Here is a 23,043-nt window from a genome sequence, read left to right as displayed (position 1 = left end):
AGTGGCGCGTCCCGCGCGCCGCGGCGTCATCGTGTCCAGGGCATCACTCAGGGATGCTCTCGTAGCCGTAGTAGTTGGTATAGGAACTGCCCGACATCAGCTTCGATTGCGGCACGTCGGTGAGAAGCACGCCCTTCATGTTCACGCCACCGTGCTGCAGGCGCTTCATGGTTTCTCCGATTTCTTCAACCTGGTTGCGGCCATGGCGCACCACCAGCAGGCTCGTGCCAGCATGCTTGCCGATCACGGTGGCGTCGGTGACGGCGAGTACCGGCGGGGTATCGATGATCACGAGGTCGTACTTGTGCTTGAGGAATTCCAGCACTTCATGCATGCGATCGCTCATCAGCAATTCCGACGGATGCGAGGGCAACGAACCCTTGGTCAGCAAATCCACGCCCGGCAGCACGTCGTGCAGAAGAGCCGCTTCGATATCCGAACCCATCAGCACATCGGACAGACCCGGCATATGGCGCACGCCGAAATGCGAGTGAACGTCGCCACGGCGCATGTCGCCGTCGATCAGCAGCACGCGTTTGCGTGTCGATGCCACCAGCGTCGCCAGGTTGACCGAAAGGAACGACTTGCCGGCATCCGGACGCGAACCCGTCAGCATGACCACGTTGTTGCGTGCGTCGGCCATCTGCAGTTGCAGCGAGGTACGCAGTCCGCGAATGCCTTCTACTGCGGCGTCTTCCGGCGATGTCGCGGCAAGCACGTGCAGGCCCTGACTACGCGAACCCACCTTCTGCTGCAGACGAAGCTGCTGGTTGCTGCGCGGAACAATGGCGAACACACGCACGCCAAGACGGTTCTCGATTTCTTCCGGACGCTCCACGCCGCCGAACAGCGACTTGCGAATGAACGCCACGATGATGCCAAGCACCAGGCCGGTGCCCAGGCTGATCAGGATCACGATCAGGCGCTTCGGACGGACAGGATCGTCAGCAGCTTCGGCGAAATCGACCACACGCACGTTGCCCACCTGACCCGCCTTGGCGACGCGCAATTGCTGCGCGCTGTTCAAGAGGTTCGTGTAGAGCTCGGTGTTCACGCGGACATCACGCAAGAGACGCAGCGCGGTCTGCTCGGTATCGGGCAGCACGGAGACATTCTTGGTCAACGAACCTTGCGCGGCTTGCAGTGCACCGATCTGCGCATCGAGCGCGGCGACCGACGGATGGTTCGCCGTGAAGCGTTGCGAAAGTTCGGCGCGTTGCTGTTGCAGGTCCATCAGCTTCGTCTTGTTATCGACGACTTGCTGGAGCAGCAAGCGGCTTTCTTCGCCGAGATCGACCGTGCCCTGCTTGTTACGGAAGGTGTTGTACTTTTGCTCGGCCTGGTCCAGTTGCGTACGCAGTTCCGGAAGCTGTTGCTCGAGGAACGCGAGCGTCTTGCCGGCCTCGGCGGAACGCGTGTCCATATCCTGCTGAACGAAGCGGCGCGCGATGTTGTTCACGATCTGCGAGGTCAGCTTCGCGTCATGGCCTTCGAGGCTCAACGCGATGATTCCCGACTGCAGCGTCGTTTCCGCCACCGTGAGGCGCTTTTGCAAGGCGTCCACCGTGCCAAGCGTCGATGCACGCGAAAGTTCGAACTTCGCGCCCGGTTCACCGTTCATCTGTTCAACGAGCAGATTCACAGGACCGAGTGCGCTCGAACCGTTTGCTTCCTGACCGACCTTGCCGTTCAGGATTGCAATGCCGTCAGGATCGCTAAGGACGTAGCTGCCGCCAACGCCTGCCGTCAGGATGTATGTCTTGTCGTAGGCTTCTTTCGGCGTATCGAACTTCGGCACCGAAATGCTTTCGTTGCCCCACGCAAAGCCCGACAGCCAGCTCACCGGCGCCTGGCCATTGCGTGCGCCGAGAATGTCGCCGATCAGGCCGCCGACGATCGGGAAATAACGCGGACGCGCCGTGATATCCAGATGCAGCTTGTTGACCGTATCTTCAACCACGAGCCGTGAGCGCAGCAGCTCGATTTCGGCAGCGGTCGTCGACTTCGCATCGAACATTTGCGACACGGTTTGCACCGCGTTCGCATTGTTATTGTTGTTATTGCCCGCGTTGCTTTCGGTGACCTGGATCATCGCGTCGGCGCGATACACCGGCGGCGCAATGAACGCATAGGCAGTGCCGAGAAGGAGGACTGCGAGCGTGACCATAACGATGATCCGCCAGCTCCCCAAGATGGCCGCCAGGTAGTCGGACAAGCGTAGCTCGTCCCCTGTCGACACTACATCCGCATAGCGGTTTTCAAAATTGATGGCCATTTTTGTCGCTCACTCAAACGATCAGACGATCAGACGATCAGACGAAACGCGCCGGCGCCTTTTAAAAAAGGACGGCGCCGGACACAGCTTCAATAACTACTTGGTAACGATCGCGGCAGTCAGGCCCGCGTTGATTGCCGGCAGGAACAAGTTCAGCACGCGGTTTGCGCGGACCAGGCCGCTGTTATCGACATAGACAATGTCCTTCGATTCCAGCGGGAACTGGTTGGCAAGCAGCATGGAAACCGGCGAGCGCGCATCCAGGCGATAAATCACCGGCGTGTCGCCGGCGGTCGAGCGAAGCACGAACAGCTGCTTCGGGTTCGACGTTTCCTGATTGAGCTGACCCGCTTGCGCAAGCGCCTCGGCAAGCGTGAGCGTGCCGTCGCGCAACGGCGGAACCGGCGCCGGCTTGTTGACTTCGCCCATCACATAGACCGTGTTGTCTTCGCGTGCGTCCACATGCAGCATGTCGCCCGGTTGCAGCATGATGTCGGCGGGGTTTTTGCCCTGCTTCATCATCTGCGCGACGTTGACCGGGTAAGCCGTGCCGTTGCGCGTGATCGTCACCCGGCTTTGATCGGCCGTCGGTGCGAAACCACCCGCGCGGTTGACCGCTTCGGTGAGCGTCATCGGAATGTCATTGACGGTCTGTGCGCCAGGTGCACGCACATCGCCATCCACATAAACCTGCGATGAGCGGAACGAAGCCACTCGAACCGTGACCTGCGGCTTCACGAACACCTTGCTCAGTTCGCTATAGATTTCGCGCTGGATCTGCTCAGCGGTCTTGCCGGATGCGTGGATCGCACGGTTCACGTACGGGAACTGCACGTTGCCTTCGCTATCCACCACGAAGCCAGGCGCTGCGTCCGACGTCTTCGTGTTCTGCGCCGGCTGGCCGACTGCTGCTGCGAGTTCAGGGTGATCCCATACCGTGATCTGCAGCACGTCGCCCGGTCCAAGCTTGTATCCGGTCGCCTTGGCGAACAGACCGAGCTGGCTCGCCGTCTTGTCCATGCTCTTCTGTTCCGCGCGAATCTGGCGGATCAGCGTCAAGTCGATCTGCTTGATCGGGATCTGGATGTCGCTGGTCACGTCGCCGTTGTCGGCACTCGTAACAGGCAACGCAGCCGGCTCGATCATGTGCTGGCCCGGAGCCAGCGAGCATGCTGAGAGCATTGCAGCGATCGCGAGGGAAAGGGCCACACGCGTTCCAGGCACGGCATGGCTGTTCTTGTTCGGCGCCGTGGCACCGGATATTTGTTGGCTGTTCATGTTGTCGTCCCCTGCTTCAATAAGCGTTGGTGTGGCGCAAACCTTTGAAGATCGTCGCAAAGATAATTTTCATATCAAGTCCGAACGACCAGTTACCCAAGTAGTACAAATCGTGTGCGACGCGTCCCTCCATTTTTTCGATGCGATCAGTCTCGCCGCGAAACCCGTTGACCTGGGCCCAGCCGGTAATGCCCGGCTTGATCCGGTACCGATGGATGTAACCCGATACGACTTTCTGATAAAGATCGTCATGCTCGAGTGCATGCGGACGCGGTCCCACCACCGACATGTCGCCGCGCAGCACGTTGAAGAATTGCGGCAACTCGTCGAGGCTCGTGCGGCGCAGGAACGCACCGACACGGGTGATGCGCGGATCGTTGCGCGTGGCCTGCCGCAATTCACCTTCCTTCTCCACGTGCATGCGCATGGAGCGAAATTTATAGATGCTGAAGACGCGGCCGTCGGCGCCCTTTCTGCGCTGCTTGAAAAACACCGGACCGCGCGAGGTGAGCTTCACGGCAAGCGCGCAGGCAATCATGACCGGCGACACGGCAATCAATGCGGCCGCTGCGAATACGCGGTCGAAAATCTCTTTTTGCAGCAGCGCGTTCGGCGGCAACGGCGACGCCGCAAGGTTGATGGTCGGTACGCCAAGCAGGTTCGTCACGCTGCCTTCGAAGAGCGAAAGCGTGCGCACATCCGGCATGAAACGGATATTGATCAGGTCGTTGCGGAATTCATCGACGAGCTTGAGGATCGTGCGTTCTTCGGTCAGCGGCAGCGCGAGCCACACTTCGCCCACGTTCTGCGTGCGGACATAATTGGCAAACGCTTCGTGATCTTCGAAGACCGGCACGCGGGTATTCATCTTCGCGCCCGCTTGCACGTTGTAGGCAGCCGTCGCACGGAATCCCGCTGCAGGCGCCAGATCGATCTTGCGCACGATCTCGTCGCAATGATCGCCGCAACCCGCAACCGCCACCTGCTTCAGATTCAGGCCTGCGTTGCGTACCCGGCCGAGCACCGTATGCGTCACCATGCGGCCCGCGATCATTCCCGCGCCTGCCATTCCGGTCCAGTAGGCGAACCAGAGACGCGACACGAAGTCGATACGATGAAGCGAGAACATCAGCACCATCGCGCAAGCCTGCACGATGAGCCAGCTCAGCGCGACCTGTCCGGCGAGCGCGCTTTTCGAGCGGCCGCGCCACGACTCGTAGACACCGAGCGCGGGAAACACGGCAAGCGAAAACGCCGCCGCGAAGGCCACGAACGCCAGATAAAAGCTACGCTGCGATACATCGTCGAAACGGATTTGCGACGCCACGAGCGCGCCCGCCACGATCATCGCGACGTCGAACAGTCTCGCCAGCAGGTTGGTCATTCCGCGCATTTTTATTCTCCCCGAACCGCTCAAATCTTTCGCTTGACGGTTAATTAGCTGCACCGGCCATACTTGTCGTCAAATCTGACGATGTCGTCTTCGCCGAGGTAGGTCCCTGACTGCACTTCAATGATTTCAAGCGGCACGCGACCCGGGTTTTCCAGGCGGTGACGCACACCGAGCGGGATGTAGGTCGATTCGTTTTCGCTCAGCAGAAACTCTTCTTCTCCGCGCGTCACGAGGGCCGTGCCGCTGACAACGACCCAATGTTCCGCGCGGTGGTGATGCATTTGCAGCGACAGGCGCGCACCCGGATTCACCACGATGCGCTTGACCTGGAAACGCTCGCCATGGTCGATGGAATCGTAGGAACCCCAGGGACGGCGAACCTTTCGGTGTGTATCAGCTTCGGGCGCCTTCTCGCGCTTGATCCGCGACACGAGGCCCTTGATGTCCTGAACGCGTGAACGGTCAGCCACAAGAACAGCGTCGTCGGTCTCGATCACGATCAGGTTGTTCGTCCCCACGCACGCGACCAGCCTGCCGCCTTCCGAACGCGCGTAACTCGCGGTCGATCCTTCGAACAACACCCGGCCGCTTGACGCGTTGCCTTCATCGTCCTTGTCCATCGCATCCCAGACCGCATCCCATGAACCCAGATCGGACCAGCCGGCCTGAAGCGGCACGACCACGCCCATGAACGGCGAATCGGGCTTGCCCAGATGCTCCATCACTGCGTAGTCGATGGAGTCAGATGGCGATTTCTGAAACGAAGCAGCACATGGACGCAAGTATTCGTCAGTGTTATTCGCTTGTTCGTGCGACAAGACACACGCCGCGTACATCTCCGGCTGGAGCTTTTCCAGAGCGGCAAGCCATACCGATGCACGCACGATGAAGATGCCGCTGTTCCACCAAAAATTACCGGACGCGACGTATTGAGCGGCGAGTTCAGCGGCCGGCTTTTCGACAAAACGGTCGATCCGATGCGCGCCGTCATCGAGCGCCTCGCCCAGGCGGATGTAGCCGAAACCGGTGTCCGGCCGCGTCGGCGGAATGCCGAGCGTGGCGATCTCGCCGGCCTGCGCGTGACGCGCGGCTGTATCGATGGCGGCATGGAGCGCGGGAACATCCGCGATCGCGTGATCTGCAGGCATGGCGACGAGGATTGCGTCCTGGCCGTCGGCGCAAGCGGCGAGCGCTGCAAGCGTCAGTGCGGGCGCTGTATCGCGGCGCGCGGGTTCCACCACGATGCGCGCGCTCACGCCGCTGTCGCGGATCTGCTCGGCCGTAGCAAAGCGATGGTCTTCACCGCAAACGATCACCGGCTCCGCTGCAACATCCCATGCAGGGGGAAAACCCTTCATGCGCAAAACGGTTGCTTGCAACAAGGATTCGGCGCCCACGACGCCAATGAGTTGCTTCGGAAAGTTTTCGCGCGATACGGGCCACAGACGTGTGCCCGAACCGCCGGCCAGCACCACCTGAACGAGACGCCGGCAGTCGGTCGACAAACCTTTTGCGCCCGTGACTACGTCTCCTTCGTCCTGCCTCACCTTCGTGTTCATTTTAGTAATCCTATATTCTTGAACGTCTTCCCCGGGTGAAGCGACGCAATATGGTTTGCGCTCGCTGCACCGATGATTCAGCGCGGCTCGATTTGAGCCGTCCTGCACGTCTATGGCCTGTGTTGATCAGACGCCCGCGTCGCGGCGGCTTTGCATCCGGTACTCGGTGGGTGAAATGAGAAGGCGCTTGCGGAAAATCTTGGCGAGACGATCGCCATTGCCCATGCCGCTGCGGCGCGCGATCTTGTCGACCGGCAGTTCGGAGTCGGTAAGCAGCGTGCAGGTCACGGCAAGGCGCGCTTGCAGCAAATAGTCCGACGGCGTGATACCCATCTCGATCTTGAAACGGCGCAGGAAATTGCGCTCGCTCATGGCCGCCACTTGCGCGGCGTCGACTACGGATATAGGCCGTTCGCAGTTGTCCTGCAACCAGCGCGCAGCCGCGCGAATCTTGTCGCCGGCGGAGGCCGTGCCGCTGTCGCCAAGCAACGGAACCAGCTTTGAAGCCGAGCCCGGCATCAGACGTTCCGCGACACCGCGCGCCACGTCCACGCCCAGGTCGCGCTTGATCATCAACAGCGCGCCTTTCATGGATTCATAACGGTCGCCGGCTTCGCTTGCCTGTTCTTCGCGAACCGCGTTCATCATCGAATGTCCGATACGGATTTGCGATTCCGCCGCGTGACCGATGCCGGCTGCATCGAGCACCTTGCGTCCTTCCGCGATCGACTTGACCACGGTGGTCTTCGAATGAACACGACGCAACCATTCGACGATGCGTTCATCGCCCGCGGCGTTGTCGGCGCCCTTGCCGCCGGCCACGAACAGTGCGTCGAAGCCGCCGTAGTGGCGTGCATCGAGTCCGTCGGTCCACACGCGCACCGAGGACGAACACGCCACGTTGCCGCCTTCAACCGAAAGGAAACGTACGTCGTAATTCCAGTCGTTGCGCGCCTTCAGGACGGCCAGCTCGTTTGCGACATGGAAAACCTCCGCGACGATACCGGCGCCAAGCAGCGAAAATCCGTCGTACAACAGGATCGCGATGCGGCGAATCTCGGCTTGCGTGCTTCTGGGAGCCGGTTGTAGCCAGCCCATTACGGCGGGTTCAAGACTGGCGTAAGGCATGGCATTCCCCTGCGAACTTGTTGAATCCAACATGATTGGATAGTGCGTTCTCATTGCGGTGCATCATAGACACCCTCAAGTTTGATTAGGTTGTCGTGACTGAAAGTAGCGAGATGTTGGCGGAAAAATTCCGGCGTCGCCATTCAAATCCTTTCAATGCGTGCGCTGGCCATCATTCACCCTTTTTCTAATACGGCCGTTCGCTTTAAATACAACGCAATGGGCCGAGGGTGATTTGATTTCGGATGGGACATTGCAAGACGAATGCCAGTGGGATTCAGTAGCGCATATCGGACAGGGCAGTCAAAACCTGCCAACGTCATACAAATCAACGCTCAGCGCGGTTTCTGGCGCCACGCGCGGCACGGCTTTCCGGCGCCCCGGCAGCCTGTCCAGAAGGGCGATGCCAGCGCTGGCCGGCGAAAACGTTTCGTCTGTGAAACACAGAAAAAGCCAGTTAGCGAATTACTTGTTTAGAACGAGGTGTTTAAGGCTTCGCATGAGTTACCCGAAGGGCCACTTCAATTTAAATTACAAGCTTTAATACGCGTCTTTAATGCCGTCTTCCGATTAACAACGCAAGCCGCGTGAGTGCGGTTGCGCACAGACATCTCCGCACACGATAAATTGCGCTTAATCGCGTTTCATATGAGTAACGGAATCAATTAATCTTATGAAAATATGTAACGTGGCTGACAAACGGTGCCTGAGGGCGATAGCCCCTGTTTAAACCGGGCTCCGGCGGATGGAGCACCTGTAAACCCCGCTCGTGCCGCGGCGTAAAAGAACAGCCGTCTGGCGGATCAGTCCGCATCGGTTCAACCAGTCGAGTACCAGCTGTATCGAACCGGTATGCACCCGCGTTGGCGTGATATCGCCCATGTCGTCGCCTTGTGAATCCACGCTTTGGCGGGCAATACGATTTGATACAGAATAGTTACGCACCTTTCCTTACAGTCGAGCGCGTTTCGGTCACGCCAGATCAGACACTTTGTCGCGCAATCCCGCCATGGATATAAGGTCCGACGGTCCAATGCAGTGAGCATCCGCCAAGGTTCATCGCGATGACTGGCGCGATTGTTTCGCCTCGCCTATCCTCAGCGCATTCGGAAGCCTTATTTTATGGGGCGCGGCACGTCTCCAAACGTTGATGTCCACTCGAATGCGGCCCTTTTTGCTGCGTTGCGGCATCGAAAGTTTCTGGCTTTCCGGCACGACGAAGCTTGGGGCGGCAAACCGGCCGTAAACGTTTCATTCAGGTAGCACGAAGGTGGCGAGGCGGCCTTTTCGTCGGTGGAAACACTGAGGCCGCGATCCGGACCACCCGGCTTTGATTCTTCGGGGCGTAATGAAAACAACATCAACAACACAGCCGCCGCGCGCGGGCCGCACGCTTGCCCGATGCACGAGGATCGCGCTGATCTGCGTCCTGGCAGTAGTTGTATCGAGTTGCCGGGGCGAGTCGCCGGCGAATCAGGAGGCCGTACCGGCGGAGGACTCGGTTAAGATCGACGGCGCGTCGTGGACGCAGTGCGCGGCTGAATACGAGCGATGCGCCTTCGATGGCGCGAGAAAAGTGCTGTACGGCACGCCCGAAAAACACACGGTCAAGACGTTCACCGGCGGCACCGGCTGCGACAACGGCGTGTTCGACGATCCGGCTCCCGGCGCGACCAAGCATTGCTGGGTCGAAGCAGCGGCGAAAACCAGCGCCGCAGCGCGCTTTGTCGCCGACGCGCCGCCTCCATCCACCGCGCTCGCCATGCAATGCACGCCAGGCGCGCCGGTCGAAATCCCTGGCTCCAGCCCGGTGGCGGAAAGCGTGGAAGCCGATACCCCCGGCAGCAACGGCACGCGCATGTTTTCGTTGCGCAAGCCATTCGACGTGACGCTGACCACCCGAACGAAATCAGCCGGCACGCTCGTGTGGCAGATCCAGGACGCATGGAACACGGTGAAGGCGAGCGGCCGCATTGCCGTCACACCGGGCACGCACGGATCATCCATTCGATGCACATCGCAGGCGGCCGGTTATTTCGCTATCTCGGCGCGGCTTGAATCCGCCAATGGGTCGCCGGTGACGTTGCCTTCGAAGGGCACGCGGCCGGCGGGCATCGCGACGTTCGGCGTGCTGCCCGATCTCGCGGCCGTTTTGCCGCCGGTCGCATATAAGAACGCCGACCTGCATCGCTTTGGCGGTCAGGGCGCGGCGTATTTGCGGCCGGGCCAGACGTGCTGTTCCGGCGATGGCTACCGGCCGCTTTACACGGACCTCGGCCTCACGTGGGTGAACGACAACCGCAACTGGTACATGACGGAGCCCAAGGCGCCGAACACTTTCAATGCCGCCGCCGACAATCTTCAGCCATTCTTCAAACCGGGCGACCTGCTACGCCTGATCCAGCTCGATGGCATTCCCGGCTGGGCGAACAAGACCGGCAAGGACACGCACAGCTACGCGCCCTCCTCTCTCACCGATTACAGCGCCTACATGAAACGTGTGGGCGACGAATCGAACCGCGTGCGCTCGACCGTGTTCCCGACGCAATCGAGCAATTACTATCAGGTGAGCTGGGAGCCCGATTACGAAGGCGGCCTCCCGTGGCGCGACTCCGACGCCAATCTCGTCGCCATGTACAAAGCCACCTACGAATCCATCCACGCGACCGATCCGCATGCGGTGGTCATGGGGCTGACGTTGTCGTCGCTGGGAAAAAACACCGAGTGGCTGAACCGTCTCGCACCCCTTGGGATTGCCAAATATATCGACGGCGTGAGTGCGCACGGTTACTACGATGTCGGCACGTCGCCATCGCATCCGCCCGAGCGCATGGCCGGGAACAGCGATCCGGAAAAAGCCGCGCAGAGCCTGCCCGCCATGATGCGTGCGTTGCGCCACACCATGACGCAAATGCTCAAGCCCGGTGCGAAACTCTTCATTACGGAGTCCGGGATCAGTTACGACATCGGCACGAAGTACGGACCTTCTACGCCATCGGCGAATGTCTTGTATGCACAGGGCGCGCTGGTTGCGCGGCTGCATCTGATCCTACTCGGCGAGGGCGCGGACATGAGCTACATCTTCTATGCAACCGATCCACCCGAACCAGGCTATGGCATTTTCTTCGATCTCGTGAATGCCGAAGGCGGTTTCGGCCAGACGCAAATCAGCCCGAAGCCCGCCGCAATGGGCGTGGCCGCCATGACGCGCGTGGTTGACGGCACGAGCACCTTGGGCCACATCAAGGACACGCCGCCCGGCGTTTATGCCTATGCGTTCCAGCGGTTGAACAGCGGCAAGGTGGTGACCGCGCTATGGACGCACGATAATGCCGCGTGGCCCGGCGCATCGGGCTTCAGCGCCACGCGGGGCGTGCGCTATTCGCTTGCCGTCGATGCACCGGGCTCATCCGGAACACTCACCGTGCTCGACATGATGGGCAATCCATCCACGCTGCCCTATGCAAACGGCCGGGTCGCACTGACGCTCACCGAAGCGCCGGTGTACGTAATCTCTCAGAACGCCGATGTGATGAAGAACAACGTCAACGCGCCCGAGGGGTATGTTGCGAAATAGCGCCTTGCGTTCCAATCTGTTTCGATGAAGCTGCCGGGTCTTTACGAAAGTTCCGACAGTTTCATCCTCCGGCTCCCCTTAAATTCGATCTCTCCATGATCATTCAAGGCAACGGCTCATGCCGTTGAAAAGCCATGAACCTGCAAGACACATCGCGCGCCTCGTCGTTCACGAGCAACCTTCTTCTCGCCGTATTGATCGGTTGCGCAACCGTGATGACCGCGTGTCCACCCGATACGGCCGACCCTTCGGACACGATTCGTCCCGAGCACATCCCGCACGTGTCCAACGACCTGGGCTGAGTCCGTATGGCTTACAAACACGACCTTTCGTCGGTTTCTGCCAGTCCATGGCCAATACGGCGCGCGAGGCCGCGCGCTACACTGAAATGCCAGCATAAAGTGCCTGAGCCGTTGTCGGTGCATAGGAAATCTTTGCGTCGCCGGGCCACGGCACCACAATTCCAAGCCTATTCGGAAAGATCATGGACGGCCTGCGCTTGATGACGATTCTTGTCGTCGCGATGCTCGGCGGGGGAATGGCTGTATGCGTGCTGATTGCGTTGATGGTGTTTCTAGTAAGCGGTATCTGCACACGCCTGTTCAAGAGCAACGACCATGACTGAGGTAATTCGAGCGTGACAGATCTTTCTTCGTTTTCCGCAATCGCCGATCCAGACGGCACCCAGCAACTGATAAAAGCGCCGGCATCCTTGCACGCGTCTCATCTCGATGAAGCCGATTTCCTCAATGTCGTCCGCTTGACGCCGCTGGTGTCCATCGACCTGATCGTGACGGACGGCAACCGCCGCGTGCTGCTCGGACAGAGACGCAACCGTCCTGCACAAGGCTCCTGGTTCGTGCCCGGCGGCCGCGTGATGAAAGGCGAGACACTCGACGCCGCGTTCACGCGCGTGGTGCGTGACGAGCTGGGCATAGCCAGCGTGCAACGTTCGGCCTCGCGTTTGTTCGGCGTGTTCGAACATCATTACGACGACAACTTTGCCGGCGCGGCGGACATCACGACGCATTACGTGGTCCTCGCCTATTCCATCACGCTCGGCGGCGCCGTGCCCATTGGCCGCTTCGATCAGCACAGCGGTTATGCGTGGCTGATGCGCACTGAAGTACTCAATCGCGACGACGTGCATCCGAATGCCAAGGCTTATTTCCGCTAACGCGTCCTAAGGCCCGTTTTCAACAATCCGCAAGCGGCTCAATGTGAACTGAGCCGCTTTTTCATTTGCCTCACCAACAAAAAAAGCCCGCACGAGGCGGGCTAAAGACCATAGCGCGCACCGGGGGGCTAGCGCTACTTACAACGCGGTACTTGCTGCAATTGATTTCGTGTCCCCGCCACGGCCGGACTTGCCTGCAGCTAACAAAAGTCCGGCGACGTCGTCATTCGGTATCGACTGCGAGTTCGGGCGTTTCCTCAAGCGGCTCGTCTTCGGCTTTTTGTGCCGGGCGACGGCTCGCAAGAAACGCCTGCAAATACGCATCGAATTGCTGCGACACTTCCGGGTGGCGCAATGCGAACTCGACCGTCGCTTTCAGATAACCCAGCTTGCTGCCGCAATCGAAACGCTGGCCTTTGTATCTATAGGCGAGCACCTGTTCATCGGCGAGCAAGGACTGGATTGCATCGGTCAACTGGATTTCGCCACCGGCGCCCGGCTTCTGCGTGCGCAGATGCTGGAAGATGCGCGGCATCAATACATAGCGCCCAACCACGCCGAGATTCGAAGGCGCCAACGCCGGTTCGGGCTTCTCGACCACCCGCGCAATCTTGAAGAGATGATCGTCCCACTGGCGGCCATCGATCACACCATACGATCCTGATTCGCTCCGATCGATCTCCTCGACACCCAGCACCGACGAGTGATACCGGTTGAACACTTCCACCATCTGCGCCATGACGGGCGGCTCGCCGTCGAGCAGATCGTCAGCGAGCATTACGGCGAACGGTTCGTTGCCGATCAGCTTCTCGGCGCACAGCACGGCATGACCCAGACCCAGCGGCTCGGCCTGACGCACGTACACGCAGTCCACATGCGACGGCTTGATATTGCGCACGAGGTCGAGCAAGGCTTGTTTGCCCCTCGCCTCGAGTTCGCTTTCTATTTCGTATGACTTGTCGAAGTGATCTTCTATCGCGCGTTTGCCGCGGCCCGTGACGAAGATCATCTCGGTGATGCCGGCGGCGACCGCCTCTTCCACCGCGTGCTGGATCAGCGGTTTATCGACGATGGGCAGCATTTCTTTTGGACTTGCCTTGGTCGCCGGAAGAAACCGCGTGCCAAGTCCAGCGACGGGAAACACCGCCTTGCGTACTTTCAGCATATCCGCCCCTTGTTTGTCCGGCGCTCGCTAACGGGCCAGGATTTCTTGTGAATGTGACTATCGTGTGTGACCTGTGTGGCCTGGCGAACGCTTCGCACTTGTTGGCTACGCATGTCGCTACGCGCGTCGCCATTTCGATCACTTACGGCCAGCTTATTACTCGAATATCGAAACCATCTGCCAACATCTCGTGCTTTTCAGACGACTGTCATGACGCATCAATCTCGCCGCGTATAGTGCGACGCATACGAGACCAAATACCCGCCGCTCTGACCGACAACGGAGAAAGTTGATGGGACACGCCAATGGCATGAGCCGGTTGCAGATCGTGCGCCCGACTGGTGCGGAAACCGCACTTGCGCACGAGGTGCGCGATGGATCATCGCGCGATGCAAGCGAACAGGAACTGTCCGCTGACAAGGCGTCCGCTGACAGCCACGACCCGGCAAACGAAACCGCCAACGACGCAATGCAGGACGTTATGCACGAAGCCACACTCGAAGGCACGCCGGCGCCCAAGCGAATCGGCATACTTATCTTCGAGGATTTTTCGCTTGTCGAAGTCAGTTCGATTTCCGAAGTGTTTTCTCTCGCCAACGAGATTCACGAGCTGTCGGACGCGGCCGCTATCAAGGGCGGCGTGACGCCGGACTATGCGCTGCTGTTTTTATCGAGCGATGGCGGCAGCGTTGCCAGCAGTTGCTCCATGCGCATCTGGACCGAGAGCCTCGATACCCGCTGGATGAGCGATTGCGATGCACTGTTCATTGCGGGTGGAGAAGGCGCACAACGTGCGAAGCTCGACACGCAGTTGCTGCGGCGCCTGAGCCGCGTCGCGCCCAAGATCTCGTTCGTGAAGGCGATAGGCGAAGGCTCGCAGATTCTCGCGGCGGCGAACCTGTCGCTGCAAAATCGTGCGCCAGATTTCGAGGACCCGGCCGCCGCGTCCGCGTTGACGAGTTCGTTGTTCATCGCGGAACAGACGCTCACGCTCGATGACCCCAAGGGTCCGATCGCAGCCGCGTTGTCGATCATCAAGCGCGACTACGGTCCTGCGCTGGCGAGGGAAGTATCGGAGCGGTCGATCCCCGGCGCCTGGCCGAAGTTGTCCGCGGTTCTTGAAGACACCGACGCAGGCGGCGTACGACAGAAGATCGACGCAGCCGCGCGCTGGATGCGCGAGAACTACATCCGCCCTATTTCGATTGCCGATGCAGCGCGTGTCGCGGCCATGAGCGAACGCAATTTTCTGCGCCGGTTCAAGGCGCAGATCGGGCTGACGCCATCGGAATATCTGCTGCGCGCACGCCTGGATGCGAGCTGCATGTTGCTCGCAGCGACCGACCTTCCTGTCGACAAGATCGCTCGCCGATGCGGCGCGGGAAGCGGCGACGGACTGGCGAAGATATTTCGCAAACGCCTGTCGATATCGCCGACGGAATACCGCCTCGCCGGACGCAGGAAGGTAGCGGAAGAGTAAATAGGTACGATGTAAAAGCACAGCGCGATAAGCCGTGCGCGACGTTTCAGTCGCAGCACGGCGCGCGCTTTTCGGGGGAAGCATGACGAATACTAGTTTGATGGCCATCTTCACCAATCTCGGTGATGTGGCGGTGACCATCCCTGTTGCAGCGGGTTGCGCGATCTGGCTGCGTGCCACGGACAAGCGCGAGGCGCTGGTCTGGATTGCATCGCTTGGCGCTGCGCTGGCGCTGGTCGGGATCAACAAGATTCTTTATGCGGGTTGCGGTATCGAAGTTCGCTCGCTCGATTTTCGCGTGATCAGCGGCCATACCATGCTGACATCGGCGGTATGGGGCGTGACGTTCGGATTGCTCGCCGGGAGTTGGCGTGCAGGCTGGTATGGGCTTGGCGCCGCAGCGGGACTGGCGCTTGGCGCATTGATCGGATTCTGCCGGGTCGTCCAGGATGCGCACACGCCTATTGAAGTCGTCGCCGGATGGTTTCTCGGCAGCGGCGTTGCGCTGTTTTTCCTGCGACGCTTTTTCGGTCAACCGCGCAAGATGACCGGATCGATATTCGCGGGGCTCGGGCTGCTGGTTGTATCGACGATTGCTTACGGGCATCACGCGCCGATTCAACAGATCCTGGTCGCGTACTCGCCGTGGTTATGCCAGTGGTTTGATTTCTGATTTCTGCTCGCACCGATCGGCCTCGATGGTGCGAGCCACGTCCTACTCAAGCACCGTCAATTCCGCCTGCTCGATCTGCTCGACCACGGGCGCCGGCATCAACTCCGCCATGCATTCACGCAAATACGCCTCGAAGCCGTCGCGCACCTCCGCGTGTTGCAACGCGAGTTGCACGGTCGCCTTCAGGTATCCCAGCTTGCTGCCGCAATCGAAGCGCGTGCCGTAATAACGATAAGCCAACACCTGTTCCGCCGACAGCAATGACGCGATGGCATCGGTCAGTTGAATCTCACCGCCGCTTCCTGGCGGCGTCGCGCGAAGATGCGAGAAGATCCCGGGCATGAAAACGTAACGCCCGACCACGCCGAGATTCGAGGGCGCCAGCGCCGGTTGCGGCTTCTCCACGATGCCCGACAACTTGATGATGTCCTCTTCCCATTCGCGCCCTTCGATCACGCCGTACGACGCGCTATCGATTCGGTTGATGCGCTCCACGCCGATCACCGAGCTATGGTAATGATTGAACACATCGACCAGCTGCTTCATGACCGGCTCTTTGCTGTGAAGCAGATCGTCGGCAAGGATCACAGCGAAAGGGTTGTCGCCAATCAGCTTTTCAGCGCACAAGACCGCGTGCCCCAAACCCAGCGCAGTCGGCTGGCGGACATAAAAACAATCCACGTTCGCCGGCTTGATCTTGCGAACGACGTCGAGCAACGCTTCCTTGCCGCGCGCTTCGAGTTCCGCCTCGATCTCGTAAGATTTATCGAAGTGATCTTCAATTGCGCGCTTGCTTCGGCCGGTCACGAAAATCATTTCCGTGATGCCCGCGGCAATTGCCTCTTCAACGGCGTATTGAATCAGCGGCTTATCGACGACGGGCAACATCTCCTTTGGACTCGCCTTCGTGGCGGGCAGGAAACGTGTCCCAAGTCCGGCGACAGGAAATACGGCTTTGGTGACTTTCAGCATCGCGCGCTTCCCAAGTGATCACTTATTGATTTCACGAATGGCCGTTCGTGCGGGTCCGTACATACATTCAGTTCTTATTTAGCGAGTAACCGCGCTTTTCGCCAATCCTTCGCATTGCAGCACGACCGTTCAATTAAACTTTATTCGAGATCGTCGGACTGCGGGAAACGAATGCCCGATGCGTTCATCTTCGACATCGGATCGTTGCGCAGCGCGTCTCTATATGCCGAAACGGCGGCGAGGACCAATAAAACAGCAATACCAGCGAGTGCGTGCATGTCCATGGCGTTACCCTGTTTTGAATGGTTTGAAACGAAGTTATCAGAAAAAAAACGACAAATAATTGCCGTCGTTCCAGCCGAATTAATTCGTTACCTTTCGAACAGACCCGGACGGGTTTTTTCCCGATCATGCGCAGGACGAGAGGTTTCAGGCCATTTGCCGCGCATATTTTTTCATTATTTGCGGGACTAACATGACACTCACGACACTCACTGAGTGAGCGCGCGCCCAAAAGCCGCCGCAGCGCCGGGGCAATGGCCGGTCTCGCTTAATTCGAACAAGATCATCGCGGACATGAGGTTTTTAATGAGCGACTCCTCCCTGCTCGATCCGGCGCGTTCTTCCCTGCATTTATCGCCGGAGCGGGTAGCCACGGTCAGCGTGGAAGACAAGGACATCGCCATCAATGCATGGCGCGGTTTCGCCGCGCTCCTGGTCGCGTACTTTCATTGCCGTCAGATCACGTGGATCGGCATTCAGCAGTTCCACAGGACGGCGGCCGGGTTCGATCTCAACACGCTTTTCAGCTACCTCACCTTTCCGATTGCCTGGGGTTCGGCCGGCGTGCCGATCTTCTTTGTGATCAGCGGCTACTGTATTCATCGCGGAACAGCGCGCAAGCTGCTTGCCAATCCGTCCGCACCCTTCGATACCCGCAACTTCCTGATGCGGCGGTTCGCGCGGATTTATCCCGTGCTGCTCGCGGCGCTGGTGCTGACATATGTACTCGATTCATGGAGCCGCGGCTTTTCGCCGGTCAGCCCGAAGATCGGCACGCTGGATCTGCATTTGTTCATCGTCAACTTGCTTTCGCTGCAGGGCGTGGCGGGTGGGACGTTCGGATCAAACGGCGCGTTGTGGACGCTGTCGCTCGAGGTGCAGTTCTATCTCGTGTATCCGTTGCTGATTGCGTTGCGCCGCCGGATCGGGATGAAAGCCGTGCTGGTGAGCGTGGGGATTGTCAACGTGGTATCGGCGCTCGTGTTCGAGCGTCACGAGATCATCTTGTTCGCGTCGTACTGGTTCTCGTGGACGCTCGGCGCGTGGATTGCCGAAGCGAAAGTCGCGCCGGATGCGGTCAAGTCGCCGAAAGGATCGTGGAAGTTGCTGGGCGCGGCGATCGTGGTCGCGTTGGTTGGATGCGCGGCGTTCCAGGTCGCGCAGTATCTGGCATTCCAGCTTTGGGCGGTGGCGTTCGCGCTGTATCTGTATCAGGTCCTCGATAAACCCATGCGCAATTCATTGCCGGTGCGCGGTTTTTCATGGCTCGGCGAGTTCAGTTTTTCGCTGTATATCGTGCATATTCCGATCCTGATCTTCCTTGGATCGCTGCTGTTCCGCTCGACGTTGCAGACCGCGATATGGCCTTCATTCGTTTTCATGATCGTGCCGGTGGGCGTGGCGTTCGTGTTTTATATGCTTGTGGAACGGCCTGCAATGCATTGGTCGGCCAGCTTCAAGCGGAAGACTCGAAAGTTATGAGGCGCTCCGAGTAGCAGCGCTTCAACTCAGCGAAGCGGCGAATACTCTTCCGGAATGCAGATCGTCGATGTCGCCCTCGCAATCTGTTGCGGGCCGCCTTTCGGTGGCCACGAGCCGTCGGCGTAATGACGTGCACGTAGCGCAGCGCGTTCCTCCAGGCTGGAAAACCCCCAGATGTGGGTGATGCGGGGCAGACCATCCAGCGCATACATATTGATCACCAGATGCCGGGTATAGTCGCGAGCGGGACCAATGGCGTGCTCCCATCCCTCCAAGGTAGGTGGCAAGCCGCCCGGCTTCAGATGGTAAGTCCGGAATTCATAGAATCTCCCGAATGCCAGCTGCTCGACGTCGGGTAGAAAAGGAAAGCGCGCATACCGCTCCATGCTCAGTCGGCTGGATGGATCATCGATACCGAATGGACGGACGCTCATGAGCGCGCGCAGCCGCTCTCTTTCGAGCGCTTCGGCGGTCTCGAAGCCGCGCAGCAGTTTGATCTGAAAGAGTTCACCGATCTCCGTGCGCCAGGCGCCCAAGAGCCGCCCCTCCCCATCCAGAACCCAGTTGTGCGCGCCGGTAGAAACGGCGGTTTGCTCCAGCGGCGGGCTGGAGATCGTAGTCAATTCATAAAGCATCATGTTTTCCTTGCAGCGGTAAAGCATGCGCGAACAGCGTGGCCAAGTCAGAACAACGATGCCAGCTCCGCCGGCGGTTGCTTGCTGGATTGATCGGCCAGCATGCCGAAGAGCGGATCCCACTCTTCGATACCAAGCCCGCAGATCAGGTCTTCCCGGGAAAACGGATCGCCTTCGACCATCGCTTCGACTTCCTGGCGGTCCTCGGCCCGCATGATCAGGAACCCCGCGCGCAATGGCGTTCCCTTCAAGGGGCCCGAAGCCAGCAGTCTGCCCTGGGCGATCAAGCCCTTGAGATACAGGACATGCTCGAGAACATGTTTGTTCCAGAGGTCGCCGTCTGGATGTTCCATCCGGACTATGTATATAGGCATATCGTCGGTTCCTTTGAAGGTCGTGCTATGCGCCCCGAACAGATGTGCGGGTCGATCTGCCTACGATAGTCGCCTAATGGCGGTTGATAAATGAGCGTACAGTTTCCGCTTTAGTAACCAAGAGTTGTCAATGCTCGATCGACTCACCAGCATGGCGGTGTTTGTGCAGGCGGCCCAGACCGGGTCATTCGCCGCAGCAGCTGACAAACTCGGCATGTCGCCGCAAATGGTCGCCAAGCATATTGCCGCGCTGGAACGGCACCTTGCGACGCGTTTGCTGAATCGTACGACCCGCAAGCAGAGTCTGACTGAGTTTGGGCGCGCCTATCTGGAACGGTGCCAGACCGTGCTGGCGGAAGTGAACGCCGCCGATGCCCTGGCTCAGGCGGTTCAGCTCAGGCCGCAAGGCCGGTTGCGCATCAACGCGCCGGTGACCTTTGGTCGCCATGGCCTGATGCCGATGGTGACGCGCTTCTTGCGCGATTTTCCGGAGGTGGAACTGGAACTGACGCTATCAGACCGGCTCGTGGACCCCATCGAGGAAGGCTATGAGGCTATCGTGCGAATCGGGCCGATCGGTGAAAACCTGGCGCTGGTAGCGCGTCCGTTAAAGCCATACCGTCTGGTCACTTGTGCGTCGCCGGCCTATCTCAGCGAGCATGGAACACCGCTGAAACCGGCGGATCTGGCCGACCATGAATGTGTGGGTTTTGCCCCCTGGCCAGCGGACCTCAACCGGCAATGGCGCTTCCATAAAGGCGGCCGCGATATCGAAGCGACAGTTGGCAGCCGCCTGCTCATCAACGATTGGGGAGCCATTCACAGCGCTGCCCTTGATGGATTCGGCATTGTGCTGGGGTCCGAGCATGCCGTGGCTGAGGATCTGGCGGCCGGCCGGCTAGTGCGGGTGCTGCCCGATTTCGACGGACCCGTCCGCCCCATGCATCTGCTATACGCGGCTGACCGGCGAATGACCTCAAAACTGCGATGTTTTATCGACCGGATGATCGAGGCCTTTGGGGACAGCCATCGCTGATCGACGCTACCGCTTCCGTCTCGTTTTTTCGCAGGCCACTTACCCCCGCTTGGATCTCCCTTTCCCCGCGACGTCCGACAAGATCTTCTGCACGCTTTCCACGTACCGTTCCGTGCCAAAACGGTTGATCGCATTTGCATAACCTTGCTCCACCAAGCGGCTGCGCAGGTCTGCGTCGGCGGAAAGTTCGCCAAGCACGCCCGCCAGCTCCGACACATCACCCGGCGTGCAGAGAATGCCGTTCTCGCGGTTCGTCACGATATCCACCACGCCGCCGGCACGCGCCGCCACCACCGGTCGCTTTGCCAGCATGCCTTCGATGATCACGCGGCCAAACGGCTCCGGGCTGATGGACGTGTGCGCGATGACATCCACCGCTTTCATGCACGCCGCGATGTCATGCTGGAACCCCAGAAAATGCACGCGATCGCCAAGCCCATGCTCGAGCACGTAGGCCCTCAACTCGGCCTCGTAAGCGTCTTCGCCGAAGAGCGCCGCGCCAACCAGAACGGCGTGCATATCCGGCGCCTCAAGCAGCGCTTCGAGCAACACGTGTTGGCCTTTCCAGCGCGCGAGCCGGCTGAACGATCCAACAAGAAACGCGTCGAGCGGCAAGCCGAACCGCGCACGCAGTTCGTGCTGCTCGACCGCTTCGAGCTCCGTGAACGGCTCGGCGGAAATCCCGTTGAACACCACATCCAGTCGTTCTTCCTTCATCCGCGTCAACGCAGTCAGCGCAACGGCCGATGCCGTCGAATTCGCGATCACGCGTTCCAGCATCAGCTTCGTGCACCACTTGATGATGGTGAGCTGCGTCTTGCCGAAATGCTCGGGGCTGACGATATCGCGCAGATGCCACACCACGGGACGCCGCGAAATCAGGCCTGCGATGGCGCCGACGACCATCGCGCGTTGCGTGTTCACGTAGATCACATCCGAGTTGCGTGATTTTTCGAGCGTGCCGCGCACGAGCCCCATGACGCCGCCGATCATGCCGGCGCTCGGCCGTTTCATGCCGCTGTCCTTGCTGACGGCGCCGAGCGCCGCGCCATCGAGCACGTCGACCTTGATGCCGACCGCTTCCAGCGCAATGCGGAACGGACCGTCATCGAAGAGAACCGTTTCGTTGTTGCCGCGCATGTTCTTCATGACTTCGAGCAGCGAGAGCTCCGCACCGCCCAGCACCCCGCTTTGATCGACGGCGAGTACGCGCATGCCGTCGGCGGCTTCGTTGTCTTCATCCTGCTTCGGCGTGGTCGTCTTGACCTTGCGCACGAGCGGCACGGGCGGCAACGCCGGCGGCGGCAGCGTGAATTGCGGCGCGACGCTTTGTACGTAGCCGCGCAGGTTTTCGCGGAAATGCCTCACCGAAAAACGCTCGGCATTCGCGCGGCAATCTGCGGCTTCGATCTTCACCGCGCCGAGCTCGAAGCCCTCCACGGCGTCGATGATCGATTCGGTCGTCTGTTCATCGAAGAAGAGACCTGTTGGGCACGCGTTCGAACTGTCGAGCACGGTTTCCAGCGCGCCGCCCTTGCCGTACGCAATCACCGGCGTTCCGCACGCTTGCGCCTCGACCACCGAGATGCCGAAATCTTCTTCGGCCGCGAACACGAAGGCCTTCGCGCGACGCATGTTGTCCTGCAGAACCGAAAACGGCTGATACCCCATGATCTCGATGTTCGCGGTCGCCTTCTCGCGGATCTTGCGCATGTCGGGACCATCGCCGATCACCACCAGTTTGCGCTCGGGCATCTTCGCGAACGCCTCGACAATCAGATCGATCTTCTTGTACGGCACCATGCGCGATGCCGTCAGATAGAAGTCCTCTTTCACTTCGCAGAGCTGGAATGCGTCTACATCGACAGGCGGGAAGATCACATGCGAATCGCGGTGATACACCTTGTTGATTCGCCGCGAGATGAACTCCGAATTCGCAATGAAATGATCCACCGAATTCGAGGTCCGGATGTCCCAGTTGCGCATGTAGTGCAGCACGAGGCGCGCGAGCATCGACTTCATGCCGACGGTGAGATTCGATTGCTGCAGGTACTGGTGCTGCAGATCCCATGCGTATCGAATAGGCGAATGCACGTAGCTCACATGGACCTGATCGGGACCTGTGAGGATGCCTTTCGCGACCGCATGGCTGCTCGAAATCACGAGGTCGTAGCCAGAAACATCGATCTGTTCGATGGCAAGCGGCATCAACGGCAAGTACGATCTGTAGCGCTTTTTCGCTTGCGGCAATTTCTGAATGAACGACGTGGTCACTTTCTTGCCGCGCATCCACGCACGCTCTTCCATGAAGTCGACCACGCTGAACAGATCGGCTTCCGGAAAGCAGATAAGGATCTGCTCGAGCACCTTCTCGGCACCCGCAAAAGCCACGAGCCAGTCATGCACGATCGCCACCCGCGGCACCCGCTTTGCAACGCGCGCACGATGCTTGGGCGGCGCGTCCATCACGGAAGGCGGGTTCACATCAGTACGGTCAGTGCGGTCCTGAACCGGGTCGATGAGCACATCATCGAGGTCATCTCTCATGGGCCACTCC

At 59.7% G+C, this 23,043-nt stretch carries 19 protein-coding genes; 8 read left to right on the top strand and 11 right to left on the bottom strand.

Annotation, left to right across the window (positions count from 1 at the left end; all coding sequences use genetic code 11):
• Positions 1 to 43: 43 nt before the first annotated feature.
• From HB633_RS14005 to HB633_RS13985, 5 genes are all read right to left on the bottom strand, one after another.
• A complete protein-coding gene (locus HB633_RS14005; protein WP_213778692.1) occupies positions 44 to 2,275 on the bottom strand; it encodes a polysaccharide biosynthesis tyrosine autokinase in 2,232 nt (743 codons plus the stop codon).
• A gap of 96 nt (positions 2,276 to 2,371) precedes the next feature.
• A complete protein-coding gene (locus HB633_RS14000; RefSeq protein ID WP_213778691.1) occupies positions 2,372 to 3,553 on the bottom strand; it encodes a polysaccharide biosynthesis/export family protein in 1,182 nt (393 codons plus the stop codon).
• A 16-nt stretch (positions 3,554 to 3,569) separates the two neighbouring features.
• Positions 3,570 to 4,946, bottom strand: a complete 1,377-nt coding sequence (locus tag HB633_RS13995; protein ID WP_213778690.1) for an undecaprenyl-phosphate glucose phosphotransferase — start codon at positions 4,944 to 4,946, stop codon at positions 3,570 to 3,572.
• Positions 4,947 to 4,990: 44 nt separating this feature from the next.
• Positions 4,991 to 6,505 (bottom strand): mannose-1-phosphate guanylyltransferase/mannose-6-phosphate isomerase, encoded by a 1,515-nt coding sequence (locus HB633_RS13990; protein ID WP_213778689.1) that lies wholly within the window; start codon positions 6,503 to 6,505, stop codon positions 4,991 to 4,993.
• Positions 6,506 to 6,631: 126 nt separating this feature from the next.
• A complete protein-coding gene (locus HB633_RS13985; RefSeq protein ID WP_062000096.1) occupies positions 6,632 to 7,633 on the bottom strand; it encodes a helix-turn-helix domain-containing protein in 1,002 nt (333 codons plus the stop codon).
• Positions 7,634 to 8,981: 1,348 nt separating this feature from the next.
• Here HB633_RS13985 and HB633_RS13980 point away from each other — a divergent pair.
• The 4 genes from HB633_RS13980 to HB633_RS13965 all read left to right on the top strand — a co-directional run bounded on the left by HB633_RS13980 (position 8,982) and on the right by HB633_RS13965 (position 12,387).
• A complete protein-coding gene (locus HB633_RS13980; protein ID WP_213778688.1) occupies positions 8,982 to 11,210 on the top strand; it encodes a hypothetical protein in 2,229 nt (742 codons plus the stop codon).
• 134 nt (positions 11,211 to 11,344) lie between these two features.
• Positions 11,345 to 11,512 (top strand): hypothetical protein, encoded by a 168-nt coding sequence (locus HB633_RS13975; RefSeq protein ID WP_213778687.1) that lies wholly within the window; start codon positions 11,345 to 11,347, stop codon positions 11,510 to 11,512.
• A gap of 182 nt (positions 11,513 to 11,694) precedes the next feature.
• Positions 11,695 to 11,835: a hypothetical protein gene (locus HB633_RS13970; RefSeq protein ID WP_213778686.1), complete on the top strand. Its 141-nt coding sequence runs from the start codon at positions 11,695 to 11,697 to the stop codon at positions 11,833 to 11,835.
• 87 nt (positions 11,836 to 11,922) lie between these two features.
• The gene (locus HB633_RS13965) at positions 11,923 to 12,387 is read left to right on the top strand and encodes a GDP-mannose mannosyl hydrolase (protein WP_213779065.1); all 465 of its coding nucleotides are present in this window, start codon (positions 11,923 to 11,925) and stop codon (positions 12,385 to 12,387) included.
• A gap of 223 nt (positions 12,388 to 12,610) precedes the next feature.
• Here the strand turns inward: HB633_RS13965 and galU (HB633_RS13960) are convergent, their stop codons facing one another.
• A complete protein-coding gene (galU, locus tag HB633_RS13960) occupies positions 12,611 to 13,552 on the bottom strand; it encodes a UTP--glucose-1-phosphate uridylyltransferase GalU (RefSeq protein ID WP_213778685.1) in 942 nt (313 codons plus the stop codon).
• 292 nt (positions 13,553 to 13,844) lie between these two features.
• Here galU (HB633_RS13960) and HB633_RS13955 point away from each other — a divergent pair, with 292 nt between their 5' ends.
• Together HB633_RS13955 and HB633_RS13950 are read left to right on the top strand one after the other, a co-directional pair.
• Positions 13,845 to 15,032: a helix-turn-helix domain-containing protein gene (locus HB633_RS13955; protein WP_346730312.1), complete on the top strand. Its 1,188-nt coding sequence runs from the start codon at positions 13,845 to 13,847 to the stop codon at positions 15,030 to 15,032.
• 82 nt (positions 15,033 to 15,114) lie between these two features.
• Positions 15,115 to 15,705 carry a phosphatase PAP2 family protein gene (locus HB633_RS13950; RefSeq protein ID WP_213778684.1) on the top strand — a complete coding sequence of 197 codons (591 nt, stop codon included), beginning with the start codon at positions 15,115 to 15,117 and terminating at the stop codon, positions 15,703 to 15,705.
• Between the two features lie 42 nt (positions 15,706 to 15,747).
• Here the strand turns inward: HB633_RS13950 and galU (HB633_RS13945) are convergent, their stop codons facing one another.
• Positions 15,748 to 16,677 carry a UTP--glucose-1-phosphate uridylyltransferase GalU gene (gene galU, locus HB633_RS13945; protein ID WP_213778683.1) on the bottom strand — a complete coding sequence of 310 codons (930 nt, stop codon included), beginning with the start codon at positions 16,675 to 16,677 and terminating at the stop codon, positions 15,748 to 15,750.
• Between the two features lie 140 nt (positions 16,678 to 16,817).
• Positions 16,818 to 16,961 carry a hypothetical protein gene (locus tag HB633_RS13940; protein ID WP_213778682.1) on the bottom strand — a complete coding sequence of 48 codons (144 nt, stop codon included), beginning with the start codon at positions 16,959 to 16,961 and terminating at the stop codon, positions 16,818 to 16,820.
• A 304-nt stretch (positions 16,962 to 17,265) separates the two neighbouring features.
• On the opposite strand from HB633_RS13940, the gene HB633_RS13935 reads away from it, so the two are divergent.
• A complete protein-coding gene (locus tag HB633_RS13935; RefSeq protein WP_213778681.1) occupies positions 17,266 to 18,441 on the top strand; it encodes an acyltransferase in 1,176 nt (391 codons plus the stop codon).
• 26 nt (positions 18,442 to 18,467) lie between these two features.
• On the opposite strand, the gene HB633_RS13930 is transcribed toward HB633_RS13935, so the two are convergent.
• A complete protein-coding gene (locus tag HB633_RS13930) occupies positions 18,468 to 19,079 on the bottom strand; it encodes an NIPSNAP family protein (protein WP_255580932.1) in 612 nt (203 codons plus the stop codon).
• Between the two features lie 44 nt (positions 19,080 to 19,123).
• Positions 19,124 to 19,450, bottom strand: coding sequence for a YciI family protein (locus tag HB633_RS13925; RefSeq protein WP_213778680.1), 327 nt, complete (start codon positions 19,448 to 19,450; stop codon positions 19,124 to 19,126).
• A 130-nt stretch (positions 19,451 to 19,580) separates the two neighbouring features.
• Between HB633_RS13925 and HB633_RS13920 the strand changes: the two genes are divergently transcribed.
• Positions 19,581 to 20,486, top strand: coding sequence for a LysR family transcriptional regulator (locus tag HB633_RS13920; RefSeq protein ID WP_213778679.1), 906 nt, complete (start codon positions 19,581 to 19,583; stop codon positions 20,484 to 20,486).
• 39 nt (positions 20,487 to 20,525) lie between these two features.
• Here the strand turns inward: HB633_RS13920 and HB633_RS13915 are convergent, their stop codons facing one another.
• Positions 20,526 to 23,033, bottom strand: coding sequence for a glycosyltransferase family 4 protein (locus HB633_RS13915; protein ID WP_213778678.1), 2,508 nt, complete (start codon positions 23,031 to 23,033; stop codon positions 20,526 to 20,528).
• Between the last annotated feature and the right edge of the window lie 10 nt (positions 23,034 to 23,043).

It is taken from the genome of Caballeronia sp. dw_276, assembly GCF_018449635.1.
GTDB lineage: Bacteria > Pseudomonadota > Gammaproteobacteria > Burkholderiales > Burkholderiaceae > Caballeronia.
Note: the sequence above shows the minus strand (reverse complement) of the source record. Positions and strands in the feature narration are given on the sequence as shown.